This is a genomic window from Streptomyces sp. WG5, assembly GCF_049974565.1.
GTDB lineage: Bacteria > Actinomycetota > Actinomycetes > Streptomycetales > Streptomycetaceae > Streptomyces.
Genome location: NZ_JBNGGC010000006.1, coordinates 76,258 through 89,147, shown reverse-complemented (window position 1 = coordinate 89,147; position 12,890 = coordinate 76,258). Strand labels below are relative to the sequence as shown.

The 12,890-nt window shown below is 71.5% G+C and carries 9 protein-coding genes; 6 read left to right on the top strand and 3 right to left on the bottom strand.

Annotation, left to right across the window (positions count from 1 at the left end):
- Positions 1–132: 132 nt before the first annotated feature.
- Both ACP4IX_RS08125 and ACP4IX_RS08120 read right to left on the bottom strand, forming a co-directional pair.
- Positions 133–2,523 (bottom strand): MFS transporter, encoded by a 2,391-nt coding sequence (locus ACP4IX_RS08125; RefSeq protein WP_426555121.1) that lies wholly within the window; start codon positions 2,521–2,523, stop codon positions 133–135.
- Between the two features lie 160 nt (positions 2,524–2,683).
- Positions 2,684–3,127, bottom strand: coding sequence for an SRPBCC family protein (locus ACP4IX_RS08120; RefSeq protein ID WP_426517748.1), 444 nt, complete (start codon positions 3,125–3,127; stop codon positions 2,684–2,686).
- 159 nt (positions 3,128–3,286) lie between these two features.
- On the opposite strand from ACP4IX_RS08120, the gene ACP4IX_RS08115 reads away from it, so the two are divergent.
- Positions 3,287–4,327, top strand: coding sequence for an Rv2578c family radical SAM protein (locus ACP4IX_RS08115; RefSeq protein ID WP_426555120.1), 1,041 nt, complete (start codon positions 3,287–3,289; stop codon positions 4,325–4,327).
- Between the two features lie 125 nt (positions 4,328–4,452).
- Here ACP4IX_RS08115 and ACP4IX_RS08110 read toward each other — a convergent pair whose 3' ends face one another.
- Positions 4,453–5,040, bottom strand: coding sequence for an adenylosuccinate lyase (locus tag ACP4IX_RS08110; protein ID WP_426555119.1), 588 nt, complete (start codon positions 5,038–5,040; stop codon positions 4,453–4,455).
- 382 nt (positions 5,041–5,422) lie between these two features.
- Here ACP4IX_RS08110 and ACP4IX_RS08105 point away from each other — a divergent pair, with 382 nt between their 5' ends.
- The 5 genes from ACP4IX_RS08105 (at position 5,423) to ACP4IX_RS08085 (ending at position 12,890) form a co-directional block, all read left to right on the top strand.
- Positions 5,423–7,228 carry a 3-hydroxyacyl-CoA dehydrogenase family protein gene (locus tag ACP4IX_RS08105; RefSeq protein WP_426555118.1) on the top strand — a complete coding sequence of 602 codons (1,806 nt, stop codon included), beginning with the start codon at positions 5,423–5,425 and terminating at the stop codon, positions 7,226–7,228.
- 163 nt (positions 7,229–7,391) lie between these two features.
- Positions 7,392–8,207 (top strand): TetR family transcriptional regulator, encoded by an 816-nt coding sequence (locus tag ACP4IX_RS08100; RefSeq protein ID WP_426555117.1) that lies wholly within the window; start codon positions 7,392–7,394, stop codon positions 8,205–8,207.
- A 331-nt stretch (positions 8,208–8,538) separates the two neighbouring features.
- Positions 8,539–9,876: a crotonyl-CoA carboxylase/reductase gene (gene ccrA / locus ACP4IX_RS08095; protein ID WP_426517820.1), complete on the top strand. Its 1,338-nt coding sequence runs from the start codon at positions 8,539–8,541 to the stop codon at positions 9,874–9,876.
- Positions 9,877–9,885: 9 nt separating this feature from the next.
- Entirely contained in the window at positions 9,886–11,931 is a 2,046-nt protein-coding gene (locus ACP4IX_RS08090) for a protein meaA (RefSeq protein ID WP_426555115.1), read from the top strand.
- Positions 11,928–12,890 (top strand): HpcH/HpaI aldolase/citrate lyase family protein, encoded by a 963-nt coding sequence (locus ACP4IX_RS08085; RefSeq protein WP_426555114.1) that lies wholly within the window; start codon positions 11,928–11,930, stop codon positions 12,888–12,890. The genes ACP4IX_RS08090 and ACP4IX_RS08085 overlap by 4 nt, the downstream gene beginning before the upstream one ends.

Genomic DNA, 12,890 nt, shown 5'->3' with positions numbered 1-12,890 from the left:
TGGCCCGTCTCCTCGCCGATGCGGGGCACCAGGACGGGTTCGCGGCCGGCGTGCCGGGTGACCGTGTGCGGAAACGGGGGAATGGGTGGCGCGCGAACACGCCGGCGCACTCTCGCGCGCCGGCGTCCGGTCTCAGTCCTCGTGCCCGAGCTGGAGGTCGCGTTCCGTGCGGCCGCCGCCGGCCATCCGGAGCACGGTCGCGACGGGCGGGTAGCCGGCGGCGATGACGGTGTACTCGCCGGACGACAGGTCGACGAACCGGAAGGTACCGTCCGGCCCGGTGGTCAGCGTGTCCACCACGTTGCCGGCCGCGTCGAGCAGCGTCACGCGCGCGTCCTCCACGGCCCGTCCCCCGCCGGCCCGCACGGTGCCGCGCAGCACGGCGCCGCCGGCCAGCTCGATGTCCTGACGGGTCTCCCGGGCGGCCTGGACACTGACGGGGAGCGCGGCCGGGCGGAAGGCGGGGGCGCTGCCGGCGAGGGTGTACTCGCCGGCCACCAGCTCGGTGATGACGTAACCGCCCTCCCGGCCGCTGCGGGTGGTGGCGACGACCTCGCCGTGGACGTTGGTGAGCGTGACGATCGCGTCGCGCACGGGGCTGCCGTCCGCGGTGAGCACGCTGCCGGCGAGCCGCCCGGCGCCGCCGAGGACCACGTCCAGTTCCACCGGACGTTCGCCGACGGTCACGGAGACCGCCTGCGGCTGGTGGCCGCCGGCCGCGGCGATCAGGACGTAGGACCCCGAGCCGGGCGTGGCCAGCGCGTAGCGGCCGTCGTCGCCGCTGGCGCCCCGGCCGAGCTGCTGTCCGCCGACGTTGATGAGGGTGAGCGCCGCGCGGGGCACGACGGTGCCGTCGGGGTGCTGCACCGTGCCGCAGACGGGGATGCCGGCGGCGTACGGCGATCGGGCCTGCGGGACGGGGGCGACGTGCTGTGCGGTCTCCGGCTCGGTGACGGGGGCGTTGTGGGACACCAGGGGTTTCTCCTTGAGGAAGCAGGCGATGAGCAGCCCGAGGACGAGTACCGGTACCAGGTAGAGGAAGATCCGCGGCATGGCGTCGGCGTACGCCCCGATGTAGGCCTCGCGCAGCGCCGGGGGCAGGGAGTGGACGAGTTCCGGGGTGACGGCCTCGGCGTCGGGCAGTCCGGCGCCCGCCTCGGCGGGGAGCCGGTCGGTCAGGGCGTCGGTGAGCCGGTCGGCGAAGAGGGTGCCGAAGACGGCCGCGCCGACGCTGCCGCCGATCTGCCGGAAGTAGTTGTTGGCGCTGGTGGCGGTGCCGAGGTCGGCGGGGCGCACGGAGTTCTGCACGGCGAGGACCAGGACCGGCATCACCATGCCGATTCCGGCGCCGAGGACGGCCATCCAGATGCTGTAGTCCAGGCGGGGTGTGTCGGCGTCGAGCCGGGACAGGAGCCACATGCCGACGATGGACAGGGCGCTGCCGACGATCGGGTGGGACCGGTAGTGCCCGGTACGGCTGATGAGTTGCCCGGAGACGATCGAGGCGCCGACGATGCCGCCCATCATCGGCAGCATCAGCAGACCGGACTCGGTGGCGGTGGCGCCGTCGACCATCTGCAGGAAGGTCGGCAGATAGCTGGCGGCGCCGAACAGGGCGACACCGATGACGAGGCCGACCAGGCCGGTGACGTTGAAGACGGAGTCCCGGAACAGCCGCAGCGGGATCAGCGGTTCGGGCGCGAAGTGCTCGGCGACCAGGAAGAGGAAGGCCGCCCCGGCCGCTCCGGCGGCGAGGCCGAGGATGACCTCGGAGCCCCACTCGTACTCCGTGCCGCCCCAGCTGGTCAGCAGCACCAGGCAGGTGGAGGCGGCGGCGAGCAGCAGCGCGCCGAGGATGTCGAGGCGGGCCTTGGCCCGCGGTTTGGGGAGTTTCAGGACGACGGCGACGACGGCCATGGTGACCAGGCCGAAGGGCACGTTGACGTAGAAGCACCAGCGCCAGGAGAGGTGGTCGGTGAAGTAGCCGCCCAGCAGGGGGCCGGCGACCGAGGCGAGCCCGAAGGCGGCGCCGATCAGGCCCATGAAGCGGCCGCGCTCGCGGGGCGGCACGATGTCCGCGATGATCGCCTGCACGCCGATCATCAGGCCGCCCGCACCGACGCCCTGCACGGCGCGGAAGGCGATCAGCTGGTCCATGGTCTGGGCCCGGCCGGCGAGCGCCGAGCCGACGACGAAGACCAGGATGGCGAACTGGAAGACGCCCTTGCGGCCGAAGAGGTCGCCGAGCTTGCCGTAGATCGGCAGGCCGACGGTGGAGGTGAGCAGGTAGGCGGTGATCGTCCAGGACATCTTGTCCAGGCCGTGCAGCTCGCCCACGATCTTCGGCAGCGCCGTGGCGACGATCATCTGCTCCAGGGCGGCGAGCAGCAGGGCCAGCATCAGCCCGACGAAGACCAGCCGGACCCGGCGCGGGCTCAGCCCGGCGTCCCGCTCCGGCCCGGGAGCGGGGGGCTCGGGGGGTGCCGCGGCCGGTTCCTCCTGCACCAGAGTGATCCCGCCCACGTGCCGCTCCCCTCGTCACACCTGCTCACAATTGCCGCCAGATGCGACAACTGCGAACAAGTGCGAAAAGTTACGGCACGCAACGGTGTCCCGCGGGGATCACTCGAACCGGTGAGGCCGCCAACGGCCGCTCAACGACCGTACACGGCTTGCCCTTTGGCTACTTCTCGACCTCGGCGGCGAGCTTGGCGAGCATCGCGTCGTAGATCCGGGCGAGCCCCTTGGGCGCGAAGGTCTTCTCGAAGAAGCCGCCGATGCCGCCGGCGCCCTGCCAGGTGGTGGCGACGACCACCCGGGACCTGCCCTCCCCGGCAGGGGTGACCCGCCAGGTGGTGACCATGGAGGAGTTGCGGTCCTTCTCGACGAGCTCGCCGTCGGTCGGCTCGGTGACCTCCAGCAGGCAGTCGCGGATGCGCTTGCTGGTGGCCTGGAGCTTCCAGTGCACGAGGGTGCCCTCGCCGTCGCCGCCCTCGCGGACCTCGTACTCGCTGAAGTGCTCGGGCAGCAGCTTCGCGCGGGTACCGCTGTAGTCGGCGAGGGTGTCGAACACCGTCTCCGCGTCCGCCGCGACGATCCGCTCCGTCTCCGCCTCGACCTGCGCCATCGGGTTCCTCCAGGGCCTGGTTCTCGGGGTCGGGGCAAGCCAACCACCCCACCGCCCGGCCACCAAATCGGGGGGCGCGAAGCGGCTCTGCGCGACGCGTCCGCACGATCAAGGGAACATGTGTTCTATTGTGTGGCGCAGCACTACCGAGGAGGCGCCATGCGCTGGGAGAACCTCACGGACTCCGACCACGCCCGGGCCGCCGGCCCCGCGCTTTTCGGCGCGGACGCGGTCACCACCCGCACGTTCGACACACCCGAGTTCCGCGGCATCACCTTCCACGAGGTGCGGGCCCGCTCGATCCTCAACCGCGTGCCGGGCGCCTCGCGCATGCCGTTCGAATGGACGGTGAACCCCTACCGGGGCTGCACGCACGCCTGCGTGTACTGCTTCGCGCGCAAGACGCACGGCTATCTGGACCTGGACACGGGACTCGGCTTCGACTCCCAGATCGTCGTCAAGGTGAACGCGCCCGAGCTGCTGCGACGCCAGCTGGCGTCGCGCCGCTGGCAGGGCGAGCACGTGGCGATGGGCACCAACGTCGACTGCTACCAGCGCGCCGAGGGCCGCTACCGGCTGATGCCGGGCATCATCACGGCCCTCACCGAGCGGGCGAACCCCTTCTCGATCCTGACCAAGGGCACGCTGGTCCTGCGCGACCTGGACCTGCTGACGCGGGCGGCACGGGTGACGGACGTGGGGATCTCGGTCTCGGTCGGCTTCACCGACCCCGAGCTGTGGCGCACCGTGGAGCCGGGGACGCCCGCGCCGGAACGCCGCCTGGAGGTCGTACGGACCCTCGGCGAGCACGGCATCGGCTGCGGGGTCCTGATGGCACCGGTCATCCCGTTCCTGAGCGACGAGCCGACCCACCTGCGCGCGACGGTAAGGGCGATCGCCGCCGCCGGCGCCACGTCGGTGACGCCCCTGGTGCTGCACCTGCGGCCGGGCGCCCGGGAGTGGTTCATGGCCTGGCTCGGACAGCACCACCCGCACCTGGTACGCCGGTACGAGCGGCTGTACGCGGAGGGCGCGTACGCCCCGAAGTGGTACCAGCGCCGAGTCACGCGCCAGGTGCACGACCTGGCCCGGGAGTACGGCATCGGACCCACGCGCGCGGGGACGCCGCGGCGGATCACGCGGGCGGAACCCGAGGCCGAGCCCACGCCGGCCGAGCCGGTCCAGCTCTCCTTCCTCTGAGGGCATGCGCGGGACTCGGCCACCAACCATCGGGCGGAGAGGCCGGCTCTCGCGCCGGGCACTGTGGACACGGTCACCGTCGTCGCGCCACGCGTCGAGGGACACCGACCGGCCGACGGGACGGCTCACCGCTGCCCCGGAATGCGCGCCAGCGCCCGCACCGCCGCCTCGGCCAGCGCCGGGTGGGCGAGCGCGTCGTTCAGGACGGGGCCTGCCCGGTCGTCGCCGAGGGTGCCGAGGCCCTCGACGCAGGCGAGCGCCACGCGACGGTACGGGTCCTGCGGGCGCAGCCGTCGCTCCAGCGTGGTGATGAGGGCGGGCACGGACTCGGGGGCCCGCAGTTGGACCAGCAGCCGCACCGGGTGCAGGGCGTAGGCGACCCGCAGTTCGTTGGTGGCGAGGGCGGCGGCGGCGCGGGCGGTGCGGGGGTCGCCGAGCCGGGCGAGGGCGTGGGCGGCGGAGGCACAGCGGGGTGGGTCGCGGTGGTTCAGCAGCAGCACGAGGGACTCGAAGGCCCGCCGGTCCCCCGCCACGCCCAGCCGGAACGCGGCCAGTTCCCGTGCCCAGAGCGGGTGTCCGGGCTCGGTGAGCACCGCGGCCAGCTCCTCCGGGTCCCCGGTCGCCACGAGACGGTCGTACGCCCCCGGCGCACCCGGCACGTTGCCGGACTCGGCCCGTAAGCGCTCCGTGAGCGCTCGCAACTCTTCGTCCATGACACCGAGGTTAGGGGCGTCACAGGGCGCGCGGGACGTACATCACGAACACCGGGGGCTGGCGCGCTCGTTACCCGCGAGTTAATCTCAGACGAGCGAGTTACCCACTCGCCGCACCTCCTCCCGGTGGCTTGGTGACGCAGCCACCGTGAGAGCAGTCGGTTCGGTATCCGGGTGTCCGGGTACCGCAGTACGACTCGGCCTCGGGACAGGGCCGGTCGGAAACCACCGCCGGACGGCGTGTGCACGCCCTCCGCGACGGCACCGGGCGTGTGCGCCCGTCAGCCCGGCACCACCCGCACTTCCTTCCGCACGCACCCGGTGCGCCCCTCGGCGTGTCCGGGCGTGTTCCCGTCGTCACCCTCATTCCTGGAGTCCCGCGATGGCCACTCCCCTGTCCGACACCCCTCTGTCCCCGCTCCGGACCATCGCCGTCGTCGGCCTCGGCACCATGGGCACCGGCATCGCCGAGGTCCTGGCCCGGGCCGGCCGTGACGTCGTCGGCATCGACATCAGCGAGGCGCAGGCCGCGACGGCCGTTACCGCGCTGGAGTCCTCCACCGCCCGCGCCGTCGAGCGCGGACGCCTCACCGAGCGGGAGCGGGCCGACGCCCTCGCCCGGGTCCGCACCTCCACCGACCTGCGGGCGGCCGCCGACGCCGACCTGGTGATCGAGGTGACCCCGGAGTCGTACGAGATCAAGCAGCAGGTGTTCCGGGACCTGGACGGGATCGTGCGTCCCGGGACGATCCTGGCGACCGGCACCAACGCGCTGTCCGTGACGCGGCTGGCCGCCGACTCGGCCCGCCCGGAGCGGGTGCTGGGCCTGCACTTCTTCAACCCGGCCCCGGCGATGAAGCTGGTCGAGGTCGTCTCCTCGGTACTGACCGCGCCGGGCGCCGTCACGGCGGTCACCAACCTCGCCCTGGACCTCGGCAAGGAGCCCGTCGCGGTCGGCGACCGGCCCGGATTCGTCGCCGACGGCCTGTTGTTCGGGTACCTCAACCAGGCCGCGGCGATGTACGAGGCGAACTACGCCTCCCGCGAGGACATCGACGCCGCGATGCGGCTCGGCTGCGGACTGCCGATGGGCCCGCTGGCCCTGCTGGACCTGATCGGCGTGGACACCGCGCGCACGGTCCTGGAGGCCATGTACGCCGCCTCCCACGACCGTCTGCACGCCCCGGCGCCGATCCTGGGGCAGCTCAGCGAGGCGGGCCTGACGGGCCGCAAGGCCGGGCGCGGCTTCTACACCTACGAGGCGCCGGGCAGCGCGGCCGTCGTGCCGGACGCGCTGACCCCGAGCACGGAGGACGGTCCAGTGTCCGGCCGGCCCGTCCGCGCGGTGGGCGTCGCGGGCTCGGGCACCATGGCGTCCGGCATCGCCGAGGTGTTCGCGAAGGCCGGCTACGAGGTCGTGCTCGCCGCCCGCAGCCCGGAGAAGGCGCGTTCGGCCAAGGCCCGGATCGGCAAGTCCCTGGCCCGCGGCGTCGACAAGGGCCGGCTGACCGCCGAGGCCGCCGCGCAGACGCTGGAACGGATCACACCGACGGGTACGTACGACGACTTCGCCGACGTCGACCTGGCGCTGGAGGCGGTCGCCGAGGACCTGGAGGTCAAGCGGCAGCTGTTCGCCACGCTGGACAAGGTCTGCAAGCCGGGCGCGGTGCTGGCCACCACCACCTCCTCGCTGCCCGTGGTCGCCTGCGCCCGCGCCACCTCGCGTCCGCAGGACGTGATCGGCATGCACTTCTTCAACCCCGCGCCGGCCATGAAGCTGGTCGAGGTGGTCCGCACCGTTCTGACGGCGGACGACGTGCACGCCACCGCCCGCCAGGTTTGCGCGACGATCCGCAAGCACGCCGTGGACTGCGGCGACCGGGCCGGGTTCATCGTGAACGCGCTGCTGTTCCCGTACCTCAACAACGCCGTGAAGATGGTCCAGGAGCACTACGCGACGCTCGACGACATCGACGCGGCGATGAAGCTGGGCGGTGGCTACCCGATGGGCCCGTTCGAGCTGCTGGACGTGGTCGGGCTGGACGTCTCGCTCGCCATCGAGAAGGTCCTGCACCGCGAGTTCCGCGACCCCGGGCTGGCCCCGGCGCCCCTGCTGGAGCACCTGGTGGCCGCGGGCTGCCTCGGCCGCAAGACGGGCCGCGGCTTCCGCGAATATGCCCGCCGCTGACTTCGGCCCCGGCGACCGGTTCCGGTCCGGGGAGGACTGGGGCGGACTGCTCGGCCCGGGCGGGTCTCCCCCGCCCTCCCCGGGCGGGTCCCCCCGGCCCTCCCCGGGCGGGGGAATCCCCGGTCACGCGCATGATTGCGGACTCATGCAGTACGTTCATGGCATGTCCCAGCCCGCCAAGTCCTCACGTACACCAGCCACGCCCGACGCGCCGGAGAGCGCGGCCGGCAGCCGAGCCGCCGCCCAGCGGCTCAAAATGCGCCGGGAGCTGGCGGCGGCGGCGATGGAGCTGTTCGCGACCAAGGGGTACGAGGCGACCACCGTCGACGAGATCGCGGCGCAGGCCGGGGTCGCCCGCCGCACCTTCTTCCGCCACTTCCGCTCCAAGGAAGAGGCGATCTTCCCGGACCACGACGACACCCTGGTCCGCGCCGAGGCGGTGCTCAACGCGGCGCCCGCGCACGAGCACCCGCTCGACACGGTGTGCCGGGGCATCAAGGAAGTCATGAAGATGTACGCGGCCCGGCCGGAGATCTCGGTCGCCCGCTACAAGCTGACGCGTGAGGTGCCCACCCTGCGCGAGGCCGAGATCGCGTCGGTGGCCCGCTACGAGCGCCTGTTCACCCGCTATCTGCTCGGCCACTTCGACGAGCACGCGCACGACGACGACGCCAACGACGACCCGCTGCTGGCCGAGGTCGCCGCGTCCGCCGTGGTCACCGCCCACAACCACGTGCTGCGGCGCTGGCTGCGGGCGGGCGGGCAGGGGGACGTGGAGACCCAGCTCGACCACGCCTTCGCGATCGTCCGCAAGACGTTCGGCACGGGCATCGGTGCCGGTCGCGGCACGGCCTCCGCCGCGCGGCCGGCCGCCTCGGCGGCCTCCGTGCAGGGCGAGGTACTGGTGACCGTCGCGCGGACCGACGCGCCGCTGCACGAGGTGATGCGCACCATCGAGCAGGCGCTCAAGGAGCGCTGAACCTGCTTCGTCCGCTGTGACAACGGCCACCCGTCGGGTGGCCGTTTTTGCATGCCCGTGTCCCTTTTCGGCGCCCCCTTGAGTCCTGTTCGATCGATCATCGCTCATCTGTCGGGTAAAGATTTCATTTGAGAGCAGTTTCTGGCACTCAGTGCCTTGCGGGGTGACACGGGGTGTCATACGTTGAAGGTGTCCGGGCTGTCCCCGCACCTCATCCCCTGCGCGCCCGAACGCCTGCGTCACAGGCACCCTCACCCACCCTCATCAGCACCGACGTAACCCCCAGCGCCCCTCCCCCGGGGCGCTCACCGCCGGAGGCAACACCGTGACCGTGAAGGACATCCTGGACGCGATCCAGTCGACCGACTCCACGCCGGCCGACATCGCCGCCCTGCCGCTGCCCGAGTCGTACCGCGCGATCACCGTGCACAAGGACGAGACCGAGATGTTCGCGGGCCTCGAAACCCGTGACAAGGACCCGCGCAAGTCGATCCACCTGGACGAGGTGCCGCTGCCCGAGCTGGGCCCCGGCGAGGCCCTGGTCGCCGTGATGGCCTCCTCGGTCAACTACAACTCGGTGTGGACCTCGATCTTCGAGCCGATGTCGACGTTCGGCTTCCTGGAGCGCTACGGCAAGGTCAGCGAACTCACCAGGCGCCACGACCTGCCGTACCACGTCATCGGCTCCGACCTGGCCGGCGTCGTCCTGCGCACCGGCCCGGGCGTCAACGCCTGGCAGCCCGGCGACGAGGTCGTCGCGCACTGCCTCTCCGTCGAGCTGGAGTCGTCCGACGGGCACAACGACACGATGCTCGACCCCGAGCAGCGGATCTGGGGCTTCGAGACCAACTTCGGGGGCCTGGCGGAGATCGCCCTCGTCAAGTCCAACCAGCTGATGCCCAAGCCGGACCACCTCAGCTGGGAGGAGGCCGCCGCCCCCGGCCTGGTCAACTCCACCGCGTACCGCCAGCTGGTCTCCCGCAACGGCGCCCAGATGAAGCAGGGCGACAACGTCCTGATCTGGGGCGCGAGCGGCGGACTCGGCTCGTACGCCACGCAGTTCGCGCTGGCCGGCGGCGCCACCCCGATCTGCGTCGTCTCCAGCGAGCAGAAGGCCGGCATCTGCCGGCGCATGGGCGCCGAGCACATCATCGACCGCACCGCCGAGGACTACCGGTTCTGGAAGGACGAGCACACCCAGGACCCCAAGGAGTGGAAGCGCTTCGGCAAGCGCATCCGCGAACTCACCGGCGGCGAGGACGTGGACATCGTCTTCGAGCACCCGGGCCGCGAGACCTTCGGCGCCTCCGTGTACGTCACGCGCAAGGGCGGCACGATCGTCACCTGCGCGTCGACCTCCGGCTACGACCACAGCTACGACAACCGCTACCTGTGGATGTCCCTCAAGCGCATCGTCGGCTCCCACTTCGCCAACTACCGCGAGGCCTGGGAGGCCAACCGGCTCGTCGCCAAGGGCAGGATCCACCCGACGCTCTCCAAGGTGTACTCCCTCAAGGACACCGGCCAAGCGGCGTACGACGTCCACCGCAACCTCCACCAGGGCAAGGTCGGCGTGCTGTGCCTGGCGCCCGAGGAAGGCCTGGGCGTGCGCGACGAGGAGATGCGCGCCCGGCACGTCGACGCCATCAACCGCTTCCGGAACGTCTGAGGAGCGCTCATGAGTGAACGTCAGCCGCAGGCGCAGAGGGAAAGGGACCGGCCGTGGTTGATGCGGACCTACGCCGGTCACTCCACGGCCGAGGCGTCCAACGAGCTGTACCGGCGCAACCTCGCCAAGGGGCAGACGGGTCTGTCGGTCGCGTTCGACCTGCCCACACAGACCGGCTACGACTCCGACCACGTCCTCGCCCGCGGCGAGGTCGGCCGGGTCGGAGTGCCGGTCGCGCACCTCGGTGACATGCGCCGGCTCTTCCAGGACATCCCCCTGGAGCAGACGAACACCTCGATGACCATCAACGCCACGGCCATGTGGCTGCTGGCGCTCTACCAGGTCGTCGCGGAGGAGCAGGGCGCGGACATCACCCGGCTCCAGGGCACGACCCAGAACGACATCGTCAAGGAGTACCTGTCCCGGGGGACGCACGTCTTTCCGCCCGGGCCGTCGCTCCGCCTGACCACGGACATGATCGCGTACACGGTCTCCCACCTCCCGAAGTGGAACCCGATCAACATCTGCAGCTACCACCTGCAGGAGGCCGGCGCCACGCCGGTCCAGGAGATCGCGTACGCGATGTCCACCGCGATCGCCGTGCTCGACGCCGTGCGCGACGGCGGCCAGGTGCCCGAGGAGCGCATGGGCGACGTGGTCGGCCGCATCTCCTTCTTCGTGAACGCGGGCGTCCGCTTCGTCGAGGAGATGTGCAAGATGCGCGCCTTCGGCCGGATCTGGGACCGCGTCACGCGCGAGCGGTACGGCATCGAGAACCCGAAGCACCGCCGCTTCCGTTACGGCGTCCAGGTCAACTCCCTCGGCCTGACCGAGGCGCAGCCCGAGAACAACGTCCAGCGGATCGTCCTGGAGATGCTGGCCGTCACCCTCTCCAAGGACGCGCGGGCGCGTGCCGTGCAGCTGCCCGCCTGGAACGAGGCGCTGGGCCTGCCCCGGCCCTGGGACCAGCAGTGGTCGCTGCGCATCCAGCAGGTGCTGGCCTACGAGAGCGACCTGCTGGAGTACGGCGACCTCTTCGAGGGCTCGAAGGTGGTCGAGGCGAAGGTGGCCGAGCTGGTCGAGGAGTCGTTCGCCGAGATCGAGCGCATCCAGGAGATGGGCGGCGCGATGGCCGCCGTCGAGTCCGGCTACCTCAAGTCCCGGCTGGTCGCCTCGCACGCCGAGCGCCGGGCCCGGATCGAGTCGGGCGAGGAGAAGATCGTCGGGGTCAACGCCTTCGAGGGCACGGAGCCGAACCCGCTGACCGCCGACCTGGACACCGCGATCCAGACGGTCGACCCGGCGGTGGAGGCCCGCGTCATCGCCTCGCTCCGGCACTGGCGCGACACCCGCTACCAGCCGCCCTTCAACCACCCGCGGCCCTGCAAGGCGCTGGAGAAGCTGAAGGAGGCCGCCAAGGGCACCGACAACCTCATGGAGGCCACCCTGGAGTGCGCCCGCGCCGGCGTCACCACCGGCGAGTGGGCCGGGGCGCTGCGCGAGGTGTTCGGCGAGTTCCGCGCGCCGACCGGGGTGTCCTCGGCGCCGGTGGCGGTCGCCGCCGAGGAGGGCTCGGCCCTGTCCGAGGTGCGCCGCAAGGTGGACCTGACGGCGAAGGACCTGGGCGTCGGCAAGCTGCGCTTCCTGGTCGGCAAGCCCGGCCTGGACGGTCACTCCAACGGCGCCGAGCAGATCGCCGTGCGGGCCCGCGACGCCGGCTTCGAGGTGGTCTACCAGGGCATCCGGCTCACCCCGGAGCAGATCGTGGACGCCGCCCTCGCCGAGGACGTGCACGCGGTGGGCCTGTCCGTCCTCTCCGGCTCGCACGCCCAGCTGGTGCCCGACGTGCTGGAACGCCTCCGTGTGGCCGGTGCCACAGATATACCGGTGATCGCCGGTGGCATCATCCCGAACGGTGACGCCGAAGAACTGCGGGCCGCGGGAGTGGCCGCGGTCTTCACCCCGAAGGACTTCGACATCACCGGAATCATCGGCCGGATCGTCGACGAGATCCGGACCGCGAACAAGCTCGACCCCCTGGAGGTCCCCGCATGACGACAGTCAACCGGCTTCGCCCCCGCCGCTCCTGCCTGGCGGTCCCGGGAAGCAACCCCCGCTTCCTGGAGAAGGCCCAGGGCCTCCCGGCCGACCAGGTCTTCCTCGACCTGGAGGACGCCTGCGCGCCGCTCGCCAAGCCGGAGGCACGGCACACCATCGTCAAGTTCCTCAACGAGGGCGACTGGACCGGCAAGACCCGCGTCGTGCGCGTCAACGACTGGACGACCGAGTGGACGTACCGCGACGTCGTCACGGTCGTCGAGGGCGCCGGCCCGAACCTGGACTGCATCATGCTGCCGAAGGTCCAGGACGCCCAGCAGATCGTCGCCCTCGACCTCCTCCTCACCCAGATCGAGAAGACGATGGGCTTCGAGGTCGGCCGGATCGGCATCGAGGCGCAGATCGAGAACGCGCGGGGCCTGAACAACGTCAACGAGATCGCGCAGGCCAGCCCGCGCGTCGAGACCATCATCTTCGGCCCGGCCGACTTCATGGCGTCCATCAACATGAAGTCCCTGGTCGTGGGCGAGCAGCCGCCCGGCTACCCGGCGGACGCCTACCACTACATCCTGATGAAGATCCTGATGGCCGCCCGCGCCAACGACCTCCAGGCGATCGACGGCCCCTACCTCCAGATCCGCAACGTCGACGGCTACCGGGAGGTCGCCCGGCGTGCCGCCGCCCTCGGTTTCGACGGCAAGTGGGTGCTGCACCCGGGCCAGGTCGAGGCGTCCAACGAGATCTTCTCGCCGTCCCAGGAGGACTACGACCACGCCGAGCTGATCCTGGACGCGTACGACTACTACACGTCCGAGGCGGGCGGCAAGAAGGGCTCCGCGATGCTCGGCGACGAGATGATCGACGAGGCCAGCCGCAAGATGGCCCTGGTCGTCTCCGGCAAGGGGCGTGCGGCCGGCATGACGCGCACCAGCACGTTCGAGATCCCGGAGGGCTGA